The 17138-nt window shown below is 33.2% G+C and carries 11 protein-coding genes and 1 pseudogene; 10 read left to right on the top strand and 2 right to left on the bottom strand.

Annotation, left to right across the window (positions count from 1 at the left end; genetic code table 11):
- Positions 1-17 precede the first annotated feature (17 nt).
- From AC0LWJ_RS04200 to uvrC, 9 genes are all read left to right on the top strand, one after another.
- The gene (locus AC0LWJ_RS04200; RefSeq protein ID WP_474238200.1) at positions 18-1160 is read left to right on the top strand and encodes a murein hydrolase activator EnvC family protein; all 1143 of its coding nucleotides are present in this window, start codon (positions 18-20) and stop codon (positions 1158-1160) included.
- Between the two features lie 87 nt (positions 1161-1247).
- A complete protein-coding gene (locus tag AC0LWJ_RS04195) occupies positions 1248-2444 on the top strand; it encodes a S41 family peptidase (protein WP_474238203.1) in 1197 nt (398 codons plus the stop codon).
- A gap of 9 nt (positions 2445-2453) precedes the next feature.
- Complete coding sequence (locus tag AC0LWJ_RS04190) at positions 2454-3686, top strand: PDZ domain-containing protein (RefSeq protein ID WP_474238205.1); 1233 nt, start codon at positions 2454-2456, stop codon at positions 3684-3686.
- A 124-nt stretch (positions 3687-3810) separates the two neighbouring features.
- The gene (gene uvrB, locus AC0LWJ_RS04185) at positions 3811-5796 is read left to right on the top strand and encodes an excinuclease ABC subunit UvrB (RefSeq protein WP_474238208.1); all 1986 of its coding nucleotides are present in this window, start codon (positions 3811-3813) and stop codon (positions 5794-5796) included.
- Between the two features lie 22 nt (positions 5797-5818).
- Positions 5819-8584 (top strand): excinuclease ABC subunit UvrA, encoded by a 2766-nt coding sequence (gene uvrA / locus AC0LWJ_RS04180; protein WP_474238211.1) that lies wholly within the window; start codon positions 5819-5821, stop codon positions 8582-8584.
- Between the two features lie 99 nt (positions 8585-8683).
- A complete protein-coding gene (locus tag AC0LWJ_RS04175) occupies positions 8684-8998 on the top strand; it encodes an FHA domain-containing protein (protein WP_474238213.1) in 315 nt (104 codons plus the stop codon).
- Between the two features lie 12 nt (positions 8999-9010).
- Complete coding sequence (locus AC0LWJ_RS04170) at positions 9011-10255, top strand: FtsW/RodA/SpoVE family cell cycle protein (protein WP_474238216.1); 1245 nt, start codon at positions 9011-9013, stop codon at positions 10253-10255.
- Entirely contained in the window at positions 10230-11663 is a 1434-nt protein-coding gene (locus AC0LWJ_RS04165) for a peptidoglycan D,D-transpeptidase FtsI family protein (protein ID WP_474238219.1), read from the top strand. Before AC0LWJ_RS04170 ends, AC0LWJ_RS04165 begins: the two co-directional genes overlap by 26 nt.
- Before the next feature lie 75 nt (positions 11664-11738).
- Positions 11739-13583: an excinuclease ABC subunit UvrC gene (uvrC, locus tag AC0LWJ_RS04160; protein WP_474238233.1), complete on the top strand. Its 1845-nt coding sequence runs from the start codon at positions 11739-11741 to the stop codon at positions 13581-13583.
- 2 nt (positions 13584-13585) lie between these two features.
- Here uvrC and AC0LWJ_RS04155 read toward each other — a convergent pair whose 3' ends face one another.
- A complete protein-coding gene (locus AC0LWJ_RS04155) occupies positions 13586-14566 on the bottom strand; it encodes a biotin--[acetyl-CoA-carboxylase] ligase (RefSeq protein WP_474238221.1) in 981 nt (326 codons plus the stop codon).
- Between the two features lie 162 nt (positions 14567-14728).
- Positions 14729-15301: pseudogene (locus tag AC0LWJ_RS04150) on the bottom strand (UPF0236 family transposase-like protein); the annotation flags it as partial.
- Between the two features lie 157 nt (positions 15302-15458).
- On the opposite strand from AC0LWJ_RS04150, the gene AC0LWJ_RS04145 reads away from it, so the two are divergent.
- Positions 15459-17042, top strand: coding sequence for an IS1182 family transposase (locus AC0LWJ_RS04145; RefSeq protein WP_503031405.1), 1584 nt, complete (start codon positions 15459-15461; stop codon positions 17040-17042).
- Positions 17043-17138 lie beyond the last annotated feature (96 nt).

Below are 17138 nucleotides of genomic sequence, written 5' to 3'. Positions count from 1 at the left end.
TATAAGGGGGTATATTCTTGATAAGAGGAAGGTGTAAAAAACTTATATTTTTGATTCTGTTTTCAGTTTCTATTTTGATTGCTTCATGTCCAAAAGCTGATCAGCTTCAAGATGCACAGAACAAGTTAAACAGTGTACAACAATCAATAGAAGAACTTAGAAAAAAACAAGCGGAAATTTCTAATCAAAAAAAAGATATAACTGCACAGCTTCAGGACCTTGATTCGAAATTAAATACAACAACCCAGGAGTTAAATAATGCACAAAACAAATTAAATGACATAGTAACAAAGCTAAAGAAAACACAGCAGGAACTGGATGAGGCAAAAAAAACTGAGCAAAAACAGCAAAATTCCTTAAAAGACCGCATAAGGGCTATGTACATAAGTGGAGGTGAAACGGGATATCTTGACGTAATATTAAGTTCACAGAATTTTGCAGATTTTATCAGCAGGATTGACTTGGTTAAAAGAATTATAGGGTTTGATATAAACCTTCTTAACTCATATCAAAAGCAACGGCAGATTGTTCAAAGCAAGGAAGAGGAACTATCATTAATGAAACAGGATGCTGAAAATTATAAAAATCAAATTGCTTTAAGGCAGAAAGACCTACAAGTAGCACTTGTTTCAAGACAGGGCATAATGAGAGACCTTGAAAGCCAACAAAGAGTGTATGAACAGCAGGAAAATGAACTGCTGCAGCAGTCAAGTCAGTTGGAGGGCGTGATAGCCAGTTTTCAATCAAAATCTAATTTAAAGTATTCCGGAGGTAAATTAGGATGGCCGGTACCAAGCAGTTCAACTATTACATCACCATTTGGTATGCGTTATCATCCGATATTTAACGAATATAAAATGCACACAGGGATAGATATATCTGCATCAGAGGGTGCTGCTATTGTTGCCGCTGCTGATGGAAGAGTAATATTTACAGGATATTATGGTGGTTATGGTTATACTGTTATTATAGACCATGGTGATGGGATATCTACATTATATGCACATAATTCTCAGATTCTTGTTAAAGAGGGCGATTTTGTAAAAAGAGGCCAACAGATATCAAAAGCCGGGAGTACCGGATGGGCAACCGGTCCTCATTTACACTTTGAAGTACGAAAAAATGGTGTACCTACTAACCCTGTTGACTGGTTAAGATAACCGGTCAATTTTTTTATTTCCTTTATTTATTGTATAATAAAAAGAAATAGCATATAATTAATCAAACTATTAAAAGGTGGGGAATATATGACAAGACGTAAGATTTACACGGGTGCAGTTATATTAGTGATTATAACAAGTTTAATAACATTTATATTAACAAATTCTTTATCATTGATATTGCCAGGAGGCAGGGTTATAGTTTCCAGAAATGAATATTCTCTTATGAAGCAATATCAAAAACTTTTTGAGGTAAGAGGGATATTAAAAAATGCATATGTTGATAAAATAGATACATCAAAGCTTGTTGATGGTTCAATAAAAGGTATGGCCGGTTCCTTAAATGATCCTTATACGGTATATTTTGATAAGAAGGATTATTCTGATTTTATGACACAAACGAGAGGTTCTTATGCCGGTGTGGGTATCATTGTTTCTGCTGATAAAAAGGGGCATATTGTTGTTGTCTCACCGATTAAAAATACCCCGGGTGAAAAAGCGGGAATAAAGACGGGTGATATTATTATATCTGTTGATGATAAAAAAGTTAGCGGGAACAATTTAGATGAGGCTGTTGCACTGATGAAAGGACCGGAGGGAACCAATGTAACATTAACAATCCTCAGAGATGATAAGACGATGAATAAGACATTGACAAGAGAAACCATAGTGCTTCAAACCGTTGATAGTCAGATGCTTGCCAATAATATAGGATACATTAAGATTACAATGTTTGATGAACATACTTCGGCTGATTTTAAGGTTGCTTTAAATAAGTTAAAATCAGAAGGAATGAAGGGACTTATTATAGATTTAAGAGATAATCCCGGAGGACTCTTGGATGAATGTGTTAATATAGCAAATGAACTTCTACCAAAAGGTATAATAGTTAGTACAAAAGGTAGAATAGAAAGTAAGCAATATTCTTCAAAAGGTCCTGGGCTTGGCAAACCTCTTGTATTACTTGTAAATGGAGGAAGCGCCAGCGCATCTGAAATATTATCAGGGGCTGTAAAGGATAGAAAAGCCGGTGTCCTTGTCGGTACAAAAACCTTTGGTAAAGGACTTGTTCAATCAATATATGATTTCAATGATGGTACTGCCTTAAAATATACAATAGCACGGTATTATACACCGAATGGCGTCAATATTCAGGGAAAAGGAATCGAACCCAATTATATCGTTGAGCTTCCCCAAAATTATGTTTTAACAGATAAACCTGATTTGAAAGAAGATACTCAATTGATTAAAGCATATGATATAATTAATTCTCAGATTAAGTAGGGTGCATATATGATATTAATACAATTAATATGGATGATTATAAAAGCTGTTTCTGTATCAATATTCTCTCCATTATTATGGATAGTTATAATATTTATATTGATACAGTACAGAAAAAACATTGAACTTGAAAGGGAGATGCTCGGCAAAGAAAGGAATTCCCTTAAAGAACAAATATTGGATTCTGTTTTTTATGGTTTTGCAGCCGGTATACTTGGAAGCATAGTTATGGTATTCTTAGGGATTACAATAGATAATATCGGTATCGAATATGTATTTCCTCTTGCAATTTTTCTGATGTTTATAAATCCGCGGTATATATGTTTTTCATATGCAGGCGGAATTGTATCAATTATAAGTCTTTTAACGGGTTTTCCCAGTATAAATGTTGCAGGACTTATGGCGGTTGTAGGAATACTTCATTTGATGGAAAGTATGCTGATTTATATTGATGGTGCAGTAAACAGCATACCGGTGTTTGTCCAAACCGATAACGGCAAAATTGCTGGAGCATATATAATGAAAAAATTTTGGCCTATTCCGTTTGTGGCACTTGTCACAGTTTCTGCCGCAGCATCGGGTATTGATTTATTTCATATGCCTGAATGGTGGCCGCTATTTAAAACTGATGCAGGGTTAAACAGCATCATTTATTCTCTTTATTCAATTATTGCGGTATTAGGATATGGTGATATAGCATTAACCGAAGTGCCTGAAAAAAGGGCAAAGGTTTCTTCAAGAAGATTATTTGTTTTTAGTATTTTACTTATTTTGCTGTCGGTAGGAGGAATAAAATACATATTATTTAGGTGGGCTGCCGCCATATTTGGTCCGTTGGCTCATGAATTCCTTATAATAAAAGGGCAGAGGGATGAAAAAGAGAAAAGACCTATGTTTGAGGTTCCTGATAATGGTATAATGGTGCTGTCAGTTCTAAAGAATTCTCCTGCAGAACAAATGGGTATAAAACCCGGTGATATTATTGTAAAAATAAATGATATGTTTGTTAATAGTGAAGAAGACATTGCAAGGGTTTTATCAACGGAACCTACTATTGTCTGGATAGTAGTGAAAGAATCGGATGGCAGCTATATTAATTATGAGTATCGCAATTATAAAGGTGTCAAAGGAATTGGAATAGTTATCGTACCTATGTATTCAGATAAAGTATACAGATTGAATGATATGGAAAATGGGGGCTTAATAAAAAGATTTTTTGATAAAACCAGCAAAAAGAAATAGCAGAAGTATAAGCCGGTTTATGCTGGCTTAAAATATGTTTCCATATTGTTTTTTTATAAGTTATAATAATATTAAAAGATAATGTATCTATATTGTTATGACCTTTGAGTTATGGAGGTTTGAAATGGGCGAGTTTAAATTATTTTCAGATTTTAAACCGACTGGTGATCAGCCGGAGGCAATAGAAAAATTGACAGAAGGAATCAAAATGGGGCTTAAATGTCAGACACTGCTTGGGGTTACGGGTTCCGGAAAAACTTATACAATGGCAAATGTTATTAAAAATGTAAAAAAACCAACTTTGGTAATAGCACATAATAAAACATTGGCGGCACAATTATGCAGTGAATTTAGGGAGTTCTTTCCTGACAATGCAGTTGAATACTTTGTAAGCTACTATGATTACTATCAGCCTGAAGCATATGTACCTCAAACGGATACTTATATTGAGAAGGATGCTTCAATAAATGAGGAAATAGATAAGTTGAGGCATTCTGCAACTGCGGCTCTTTTTGAGAGAAAAGATGTTATAATAGTTGCCAGTGTATCATGTATATATGGTCTTGGTGATCCAATTGACTATGAGAATCTTATGCTATCATTGAGACCCGGAATGATAAGGGATAGAGATGAAATACTTAAAAAATTAGTTGCTATACATTATGAAAGAAATGATATTAATTTTGTAAGGGGAAAATTCAGAGTTAGAGGAGATACTATAGAGGTATTTCCTGCTTCATCATCTGAAAGGGCAATCAGGATCGAACTTTTTGGCGATGAGATAGATAGGATAACTGAGATAGATGTATTGACAGGAGAGGTACTTGGAATAAGGAATCATGTGGCAATATTTCCTGCTTCACACTATGCTACATCGAAGGAAAAAATCCAGAAGGCTATTGTAAGTATACAGGAGGAGCTGAGGGAAAGATATAAAGAGCTTAAAGAGGCAGGAAAACTCCTTGAGGCAGAGAGGCTTAAGCAGCGAACGAATTATGATATTGAGATGTTAAATGAGGTGGGATATTGTTCTGGAATCGAAAATTATTCAAGGCATATATCAGGAAGGCCTCCAGGAAGCCCCCCTTATACACTTATAGATTATTTTCCAGATGATTTTCTTATGTTTATTGATGAATCACATGTTACAATACCACAGATAAGGGGTATGTACAATGGTGATAGGGCAAGAAAGGAAACGCTTGTGGAATTTGGTTTCAGGCTGCCTTCTGCATTTGATAATAGACCATTAAAATTTCATGAATTTGAAAAAAGAATAAATCAACTTATATGTGTTTCTGCAACACCCAGTGTATATGAAAAAGAACATTCCGAAAGGTTTGTTGAACAGATAATAAGACCAACAGGACTGCTTGATCCCGAGATAATAGTTAAACCTGTCAAAGGACAGGTTGATGACCTTATAGGGGAAATAAGAATGACTGTTGATAAAGGCTGCCGCGTACTTATAACAACACTTACAAAAAAAATGGCAGAAGACCTTACGGATTATTTAAAGGATCTCGGTATAAAAGTTCAATATCTTCATTCAGATATTGAAACAATAGAAAGAATGGAAATAATAAGAGATTTGAGACTTGGAAAATTTGATGTTCTTATAGGAATTAATCTTCTAAGAGAAGGTCTTGATATACCGGAGGTTGCTCTTGTAGCAATCCTTGATGCTGATAAGGAAGGATTTTTACGTTCAGAAACATCCTTGGTGCAAACAATCGGACGTGCTGCTCGTAATGCCGAGGGACGTGTTATAATGTATGCGGAGGAAATGACAGAATCAATGAAAAATGCTATTAATGAAACCAACAGAAGAAGAGTAATCCAAATGGATTACAATAAAAAACATGGAATAAAACCTAAAACTATTATTAAAGGTATCAGGGATGTGATTGAGGCTACCAAAATAGCTGAGGATGTTAAAGAATACAGAACAAGAAAACCTGATTTACAAGATAAAGAAACCATAGAAAATACAATTAAAAAACTTAAAATTGAAATGAAAAAAGCTGCACAGGAACTTCAATTTGAAAAGGCTGCAGATTTAAGGGATAGGATATATGAACTAAAAAAAATGCTGGAAGATGTGGTATGACAAAGGCTGTGGAGGAGTATAAATGTCAATAGATAAAATTATAATAAAGGGTGCTAAGGTACACAATTTAAAGAATATAGATATTGAGATACCGAGAGATAAACTTGTTGTGATTACGGGCTTATCCGGTTCAGGAAAGTCTTCCTTAGCTTTTGATACGATTTATGCAGAAGGGCAGAGAAGATATGTAGAGTCATTGTCGGCATATGCAAGGCAGTTTTTAGGTCAGATGAACAAGCCGGAGGTTGAATATATTGCTGGTCTATCACCTGCAATATCAATAGATCAGAAATCTACAAATAGAAACCCGCGTTCAACAGTAGGAACAATCACAGAAATTTATGATTATTTAAGATTATTATATGCAAGGATAGGGATACCACATTGCCATAGATGCGGAAAGGAAATATCAATGCAGACTGTTGACCAAATGGTTGATAGAATAATGGGGTTTAAAGAGGGAACTAAAATACAAATTTTAGCGCCTATAATCAGAGGAAGAAAAGGAGAATATTCAAAACTGCTTGAAGATGTTAAAAAGAGTGGGTATGTAAGGATAAGAGCAGATGGAGTTGTATATGATATAAATGAGGAAATTATACTGGAGAAAAACAAGAAACATTCGATAGAAGTTGTAATTGACCGTTTAATAATAAAACCCAATATTGCCTCAAGGCTTACAGATTCCTTAGAAACAGCATTAAAACTTGCAGATGGGATTGTTATAATAGATATTATTGACGGTGAAGAGTTTATATTGTCTGAAAAATATTCATGTCCGGATTGTAATATAAGTATTGAGGAATTATCACCAAGGATGTTTTCTTTTAACAGTCCATATGGCGCATGTCCTACATGCAGTGGACTCGGTGCATTTATGAGGGTGGACCCGGAGCTTTTAATACCTGATAAAAGCAAATCCTTAGCGAATGGTGCATTGCCAGGATTTGTTGCATCAGAAAATAGTTTTACTTATCATAACATATTGAGGTTAATAGAATATTATGATTATAAAGAAAATACTCCTTTTGAGAAATTCAGCGATGATTTGATTAATATATTATTATATGGTAAAACACGTGGCTTTGAAGGGATTGTAAATAATCTTGAAAGGAGATATAATTCAACTAATTCAAGTTTTATAAAAGAAGAAATAGAAAAATACATGAGACCGGTTCTATGCCCTGACTGTAAAGGAGCGAGGTTAAAACCGGAAGTTCTTGCTGTGACGGTTGGAGATATGCCGATAAATAAGGCAACTGATTTATCGGTCCTTGAGCTTCTGAAATTTATTGACGGTCTTAAACTTTCAAAAAAACATGAGATTATTGCACATCAGATACTTAAAGAAATAAAGGCAAGGCTAAACTTTCTCGTAGATGTTGGTCTTGATTATCTGACGTTATCAAGGAGTGCAGGAACTTTATCTGGCGGTGAATCCCAGAGAATCAGGCTTGCCAGCCAGATTGGCTCAGGACTTGTAGGCGTAACTTATGTACTTGATGAACCAAGTATAGGGCTTCATCAGAGAGATAATGACAGGCTTTTAAATTCCTTAAAAAAACTGAAAGAGCAGGGAAATACCTTGATAATTGTTGAACATGACGAGGATACAATGTACGCAGCCGACTATATTGTTGATATGGGACCGGGAGCCGGTGACCATGGGGGCGAAATTGTTGTATCAGGTACAATTGAGGATATAATGGCTTGTGAAAAGTCTTTGACAGGTCAATATTTATCTGGGAAAATGAAGATAGAAGTACCAAAGATTAGAAGAAAATATAATGGTCATAATATTATTGTAAAGGGTGCAAGCGAAAATAATCTTAAGAATATTGATGTTATTTTTCCTCTCGGTATATTTATCTGTGTAACCGGTGTGTCTGGTTCGGGTAAGAGCACCTTAATCAATGAAATACTTTATAAAGCACTTGCACAGAAATTATATAAGGCAAAGGATAGACCGGGTAAATATAAAAATATTGAAGGTGTCGATTATATTGATAAAATAATCAATATAGATCAATCGCCGATAGGAAGAACACCAAGGTCTAATCCGGCAACATATACAGGGGTTTTTGATTATATACGGGAACTGTTTTCGAATACATTAGAATCAAAGATGAGGGGATATAAACCAGGAAGATTTAGTTTTAATGTGAAGGGTGGAAGATGCGAGGCTTGTAATGGTGATGGTATAATAAAAATAGAAATGAATTTTTTACCTGATGTTTATGTACCATGTGAGGTCTGTAAAGGGCTTAGATATAATAGGGAAACGCTTGAGATAAAATATAAAGGGAAAAATATTTCAGATGTACTTGATATGACGGTTGAAGAGGGATTAGAATTTTTTAAAAATATACCGAAAATAAATAAAAAGCTTGAAACATTAAAAGATGTGGGGCTTGGATATCTAAAGCTTGGGCAGCCTTCTACTCAATTGTCAGGGGGTGAAGCACAAAGGGTAAAATTATCAACCGAACTTTCCAAACGTTCAACAGGAAAAACTGTATATATACTTGATGAGCCGACTACGGGTCTTCACTTTGCAGATGTTAAAAGGCTTTTAGATGTTTTAAATAGACTTGTTGAAGCAGGCAATACAGTTGTTGTTATCGAGCATAATCTTGACGTTGTAAAATGTGCGGATTATATTATTGATATGGGACCGGAAGGCGGAGACAGAGGTGGAAATATTGTTGCCACAGGTACACCTGAGGAAATTGCACAAAAAGAAATTTCATATACAGGGCAGTTTTTGAAAAAAATACTTGCCAGATAATGAGGTGTTTATATGTATACACTGGCATCAACAGTGTTAAGGTATGTTCTTATTATACTAATATATCTATTCATTTATAAGGTTTTTAAAATCATATATATGGATATAAAGGGAGTTAGAAAAGAAAGAGAAATTACAAAAGCAAGGCTTATTTCTCTTTCAGGCGGCAGTAATTATAATCTTTTTGAAGTAACAACGATAGGCAGAGCAAACGACTGTGATATTATCATTGAAAATCCTTATGTATCAAGCAAACATGTAATAATAAGAAAAAAAGGTAATAAATATGTAATTCAGGATTTAAACAGTACAAACGGAACTTTTATAAATGGAAAGCGTATTAAGAATATAGCTAATATAAGAAATAATGATATTATAACGTTAGGAAATGAAGAATTTAGATTTATAGTTTAAGGAGATTAATTTATGGAGGAATATGTAAAAACTGGTGCAAAAGCTTTAAGAAATATATTTTGGATATTTATTATTGCATTTATGCTCTTATTTATCTATCATAAACCGCAGGGTATAAATACAATATATTATACATTGGCATTTTTGCCGCTTATTTATTTTGCATATTATCTACACGTTAGGTTATTTCCAATGGGAGAAATACAGCTTTTGATTTTAAGCTTTTTTTTGACAGAGATGGGAATGATAATGATTTATAGGGTTGCACCGGATTTGATAATAAAACAGATGATTTGGATATTTATTGGTTTTATTTTATATTTTATGTTTTCATATATATCAAAATACTACGATTTTTTTTACAATCTAAAATATGGTGATTATATTTATTTAGCTATTTCTTTTATATTACTTTTATCTACGTTTATATTTGGGAAAGAGATAGGTGGGGCAAAAAATTGGCTTACATTTGGTGGAGTATCAATTCAGCCTGCTGAAATTGTAAAAATAATATATATAATATTTCTTGCGAGGTATTTAAAAGAACATAAAGAGAAAAAAGATATAATTACAATTGCTATATTAACACTTGTAATCGTAATTATATTTGTTATTGAAAAAGATTTAGGAATGGCACTTTTATTCTATCTTACTACTTTATGCATGATATTTGTTGCAACATCAAATTTATTGTATACATCCTTGGGAATGGTATTTTTGAGTTTTGGTGGTGTAATATCATATTTTCTTTTTAATCATGTAAGGGTTAGAATTGAAGCATGGCTTAATCCATGGATGGACGTACCCGGTAAGACATACCAGATTGTTCAATCCTTATTTGCGATTGGTGCAGGAGGTTTTTTTGGAACGGGGCTTGGAATGGGACATCCTGAATATATACCGGTTGTTGCCAGTGACTTTATATTTTCCGCAATCAGTGAAGAGTTTGGAATGCTGGGTTCTGTTGCGATTATCTTGGTATACCTTGTAATAATGTATAGAGGTTTAAGGGTCGCATTAAATGCAAAAGATGAATTCGGTGCTTTAATTGCGGTAGGTTTAACATCCATGTTCAGCCTACAGGTATTTACAATAATAGGAGGCGTTATTAAGTTTATACCGTTAACAGGTGTTACACTTCCTTTTGTAAGTTATGGAGGCAGTTCCATGATAATGAGCTTTATAACAATAGGCATGCTCAATGGGATTGCTTTGAGAGAGGAGGAGAATATTGAACAATTTAAAACGCAATATTAAAATACTATTTGTAGTGTTTTCTGTTTTATTTTTTAGTTTAATCGGTTATTTATCATATTTTCAGCTTTATGAAAGGAATAAACTTATAACAAGTTCATACAGTGTTTATAATAAAAGGCTTATAGAGCAGGAAAAGAAAATATTGAGGGGAAGTATATTGGATAGGAATGGCAATATACTCGCGAAAAGCGAAATTGTAAATAATGAACAGGTAAGACAGTATATAGATGGTCCGGCATTTGCAAATGTTATTGGATATAGCCGAAGAATATACCAACAAGGGAGTGCTGGCATTGAAAATGCATATGATAAAGAACTGCTTGGTATGATAAATAAAGACCCTATGACATTTTTAAGAGAAACAATATTGGGTAAGGGACAAAGAGGCGACAATGTTATACTTACTCTTGATAAAAATTTGCAAAATGTAGCATATAATGCTTTGGGAGGTAGGAAAGGAGCTGTTGTAGCTCTTGATCCTAAAACAGGAGAAGTATTGGCAATGGTTTCATCTCCGTCATATGATCCAAATACGCTTGGACAGAATTGGAATACATTGATGAACAGTCCTGATGCCGTCATGTTAAATAGGGCGACACAGGGTTTATTTCCACCGGGTTCTGTATTTAAAATAATTACAACATCTGCTGCCTTAACATACAAACCCGAGATTTTGAACCAGATTTTTGATTCTAAAGGCTATATTGTAGTAGATGGAAATAAAATAAATGATTATGGTAATATTGCATATGGAACAATTGATTTTAAAAAGGCATTTTATGTATCCTGCAATTCTGTTTTTATACAGGTCGGACTTGAAGTTGGCAGAAGTAATCTTGAAAATATGGCAGGCAAATATGGGCTAAATGGGGCAATACCTTTTGATATACCGACAGCAGCGAATCAATTCCCATCAATACCTGTATTTGGAGGGAAAGTGCAACTTGCTGAAAGTTCTATTGGACAAGGGAAAATCTTGGTAACCCCTCTTACAATGGCATTAATGGCATCTGCTGTTGCAAATGATGGTGTTATAATGAAACCCTATTTAATGAAATATGTACAAGATCCATTGTCTGGAGATATACTTGAAAAAACAACACCTACTAAATATTTGAATCCAATTTCGCCAGATGTAGCTAATAAAATCAAACAGCTTATGGTAGGTGTTGTACAGGAAGGTACTGGGACAGCTGCACAGATTCCCGGAATTACGGTTGCAGGCAAAACCGGTACAGCAGAGAATCCTCATGGAAAATCCCACGCATGGTTTGTTTGTTTTGCACCTGCAGAAAATCCTAAAATTGCAGTAAGTGTGATAGTCGAAAATGGAGGTACTGGTGGGGATGTTGCTGCACCTATTGCATCTGAAGTTATGAAGGCATATTTCTCAAACAATGGTAAGTAAGATATTTTACGATAATTTTATATTAATTTGCTGGTTACAATACCTCTGGCGAAAAATCACGAAAGGAAGAAAGTTATTGTGTTAGAGGAGAAACTAAAATTATTACCGGAAAAACCCGGTGTTTATATAATGAAGGACGAATGCGGCAAAGTAATTTATGTAGGTAAGGCAATATTATTAAGAAACAGGGTTAGACAATATTTCCAGAATCAATTAAATCATCCTATAAAAGTAAGAATAATGGTTAATCGTGTAGCGGACTTTGAATATATAGTAACAGATACTGAACTTGAAGCTTTGATATTAGAATGTAATCTTATAAAAAAATATAGACCTAAATATAATATACTCTTAAAGGATGATAAAAATTATCCCTATATTAAAATAACGATTAAAGAACAATATCCTCGAATATTATTTACGAGAAGGGTAGAACTTGATGGTAACAGATATTTCGGACCATATAGCAGTGCATTTGCTGTCAGAGAAACAATTAAACTGTTAAGGCAGATATTTCCTTTAAGGTCTTGTAATCGGAATATTGAAAAGGATATTGGTAAATGCAGGGAATGTTTATATTATCATATAGGTTTGTGTTCTGCTCCGTGTACAGGAAAAATTTCAAAGGAGAATTACAAGGTACTTGCGGATGAGGTTATAATGTTCTTGGAAGGAAAACATGACTGGCTTTTAAAAAAATTAAAAGAAGAGATGTTGAAAGCATCAGAAAATTTAGAATTTGAAAAAGCTGCAAAGTTACGCAATCAAATATTTGCTATAGACAAGATTTCTGAAAAACAAAAGATTGTTTCATCATCAAGTGAAGATCAGGATGTGATTTCTATGGCAAAAGATACTGATAACGCATGTATTCAGGTATTTTTTGTAAGAAATGGCAAATTGAGCGGAAGAGAGCATTATTACATGAAAAACACCAATGAAATGAGATGCGAAGATATTATTACATCATTTATAAAACAATTTTATGAAGGTAATCCCTATGTGCCAAAAGAAATTATCACAGATGTCAATATAGAAGAAAGTAATATATTATCTGAATGGCTATCACAAAAGGCAGGTAATAAAGTTAATATAACAGTTCCTCAAAGAGGAAAAAAGAAAGAGCTTGTAAATATGGTTTATCAAAACGCATTAGAGGAGCTGAAAAATAACTTAAATTACAGAACAGGCAAAGGTGGAAATGAGGCAGTTTTAGAACTTGCAGAACTTCTTGGCATGGATTATTTAAAAAGAATTGAGGCATATGATATATCTAATATAAGAGGGGTGGATAATGTTGCATCTATGGTGGTTTTTATTGATGGAAAACCACATAAATCTTCTTATCGTAAATTTAACATAAAAAGTATAAAAGGTCAGGATGATTATGGCAGCATAAGAGAAGTTTTAAACAGAAGGATTGCTCACGGTCTTGAAGAGCAAAGGCTTATAGATGATGGGCTTCTTGATAAAGGGAAAGCGAAATTTAATATTATGCCTGATTTAATACTTGTTGATGGTGGAATTGGTCATGTTAACGTAGTCAAAGCAGTTCTAAGAAATTTTGACTTATCAATACCTGTTTTTGGAATGGTTAAAGATTCAAAACATAGAACCAGAGGGTTAATTTCATCAGATGGTGAGGTTAATATCCCTATGACAGGAAAGGCTTTTCATCTTGTTGCAAATATGCAGGAAGAAGTTCATAGGTTTGCAATAATGTTCCATAATATAAAGCAGAGTTCACATATTAAAAGCCAGCTTATTGATATACCGGGAATAGGTCATAAAAGAGCAAAGGCCTTATTAGATGCCTTTAAAATGATAGAAGACATAAAAAAGGCGGATATAGAGCAGTTAATGAAGGTTAAAGGAATGAATAAAAAAGCCGCACAGGCAGTATACGATTATTTCAGATAGATTTAAACATAACCCAGTATCCCACGCACAGAAACATCGCCGGATATTACTGCCTTTCGGCTGCCATCACCAATTTCAATAATGAGATTACCATCATTATCTATGTCTATCGCCTTGCCATTAAATTCATTTTTTCCTGATATTACTCTAACTTCACTGCCTATTGTGACAGAGTGTTTTAAACACAAGGTTCTTATAGGTTCAAATCCTTCTTTTAAAAATATATTGTAATATTTTTCGAAATTATTAATAATTGAAGCGGTTAACTTTTTACGGTCAATCTTTTTACCTGTTTCTATAAACAAAGAAGTTGCCTTGTTTTTTAAATCATCGGGAAATTTATTCATATTTACATTTAAACCAATACCTACAATAACATAATTTACCCTATCAAGTTCTGCATTCATTTCTGTTAATATACCACATATTTTCTTACCATTTATTATTATATCATTTGGCCATTTTATACTTGCATTTAGTTCTATGGTTTCTATAATTGCATTGACTACTGAAACAGCTGCTACTTGGGTTAATTTAACAGAAGACTGTGGAGTTAATTCAGGTTTTAGAATAATAGACATCCATAAACCCTGACCCTTCTCGGAAACCCATTTCCTTCCAAGTCTGCCTCTGCCGGAGGTCTGTTCTTCAGAAACTAAGATAGTACCATTTTCAGCTTTAGAAGCTATTTCTTTTGCATAGTCATTAGTAGAAGATATACTTTCAAGATGAATATAGTTTTTCCCTATAAAATCTGTTTTTAAGAAGGGCGATATTTCTATGTAATCTATAATATCAGGCTCATTTATTAGCATGTAGCCTGATTTATGTTGAGATTCAATCATATAACCATTGTTTTTTAATTCATTTATATATTTCCAGACAGCAGTACGTGAGATATTTAGTTTATTACAAAGCTGTTGCCCGGAGACAAATTTATTTTTGTTTTCCTTTAGTATTTTAATTATATTCTCTTTTATCAATTAAATCACTCCATTATTTATATATAAACTATTATACCTGTATTTATATATAAATATCAACCAATTACTTTAACTAGATAGTGTCAAGATACTGTAGGATATTTTTTTTAAAGACAACCCCTGAAATTGCTTAAATCAAGGTTTCCATGCATTATGTGTTTTTTATATCACTTTTTCATATTTTATTGCTTTTAAAATTCTATATATTGGTGTTACTTTGCCCATATCCAACACTGTAATATTGTTTATTTGTTCTTTTGTATACGTTTTAGCTCTCTTTACTGCCTCTTTTATTTGCTTCTTTGTTAATTTATAACCTTCATTGTTGTTTTTGCGCTTTTTACGCCATTCTACTTCTCTTAAATTGCCTCCATTTTTCTTAAATACTCTTAATTTTGCCATTAGCTTTAATCCTTCTCTACTCCATCCTAATGGATTCCTGCTTAACCTGTCTGAAAATACATGACTTATATGCCCTTCTGCACTGCACCCTATTACATCCTCATCTTCTTTGTATATTTTTATCCCTTCCCAGTTGTTTAATATGTACTTCTTTACTTCTCTTATTTTCTTCTTCTCTTGCTCTGTTTGTGCTATTTTTGATAGTTCATTAAATGCCTCTTTTAATTCTTTTTCATTCCCTTCATTTATTGCTCTCCATATCCTATCTCTATATCTTGCTTCTCTTGATGTTGCTGTGAGTATGTATTTGTTTAAATGATACCTGTCTAGGAGTCCACTCGAAATCATCAATCACAAATTAACAAATATGTTATTGAAAACCATATAATTTACAATAAAAAATACTCCTGAACACATATGAAATAAGCACTTAAGAGCTATTTTTATGATATAATATAAATAATATAATAAGAAAAATGTGGTGATAAAAATGTTAGGAAAAGCAGACAGACAAATGTCATTTTCAGATTATTGGTTACTTGGAAAAATTTCTGAAGATAGTTATTATCATAGATTAAGAACATGGGTATTTAATAATCTTAATGAAGAAATGTTTCAGCCACTTTTCTCATACTATGGCAGAGAATCCATATCTCCGGTATATACATTTACAGCGATGCTGATACAATTTGAAAAAGGATATTCTGATCGTGAAATGGAAGAAGAATCACGATTCGATGACAGAATTAAATATGCATTAACCGCACCACGGGATTTTGATGGAATAGATGCAGTAACATTATGTGATCATAGAAAAAGACTGTTTAACAGCGAAATAGGAAAAGAAATATTCATTAAAACAATTAGTCAGGCAAAAGAAGTAGGACTGTTTGATAAAGACAACTTACACATAATAGATTCATTCATGATTTGGGGTTCCTGTGCCAGACAAGATACTTACACTATGATATACCAAGGGATAAAGATGGTTCTCCGTTTCATGAAGTTTTACGAAATGGAAGATGAATCGAAAAAAATACTGAAAAGAACAGATTATAAAGAAAATATCAAAAAACCCAAAATAGCATGGGAAAACGAAAAAGAAAAAGCAAAATTACTCGAAGAACTTGTTAAAGATGCACTATCACTCGTAGAAAATATAAAAACAAAAAAAGATATAAAAGATGATTTAAAAAAAGCAATTGAATTATTAGAAAGAGTAGCATTACAAGATGTTGAAATAACAAACGACGGGCATGTAAAAATGATAAAAGGAACAGCAAAAGACAGAATAATATCAGTAGTAGATGATGAAATGCGCCATGGAAGAAAGACCTCATCGAAATTATCAGATGGATACAAAGCTGAAATTATAACAGGAGGAGAAAAAGGCTCAGTAGTAGTAGGAATAGAAGTTGATGGAGCAAATATAGCAGATGGAGAACATATGAGTGATCTTATAGAACAAAGCCGAAGAAACGGCGTTGATATAGATAAACTGTATGGAGATTGTGCATATAGTGACTTTGAAGAAATAGAAAAAAGGAAAGAAGAAGGAACAGATTTTTGCATTAGAGTGCCGGAAGCAACAAATCCAAGTGGAGGATTTTCAAAAGAAGAATTCAAAATTGATTTAGAAAAAGGAACAGTAGAATGTCCCAATGGACATATAAAACAATTTGATACTGAAAAAACACAAAAACATGAGCAAGTTACAGTGAAATTTAGAGCAGAAGAGTGTAATGATTGTCCGCTAAAAGACCAATGTACAAAATCAAAAAAAGGGAGAACAATAAATATACATCCGTATGAAAAAGAAATACAAGAACAAAGGGAATATCAAAAAACAGATGAATTTAAAGAAGACTATGCAAAAAGACCGAATGTAGAAAGAAACATATCAGAACTTACCAGGCATGGCGGACGTAAAGGAAGGTATAGAGGAAAATTAAAAATAAGATGGCAAATGATAATGGTAGCAATAAACAATAATATCAAAATAATAACGAAACATATTTCTAAAATTTGTAATAGACAAATTAAGAAGGGGGAAGTCTGCCCAAAAACGGCTTAAAGAATGGTTAAGGATATTAAAAATAGCAATAACAGGTCAATAAAGCCATAATATACATATTAAAATCAATAACAAAATCATATATATTTCTTTGAA

This window comes from Aceticella sp. 75b-Ac, from assembly GCF_056032965.2.
This window is presented reverse-complemented; position numbering and strand designations above follow the sequence as displayed.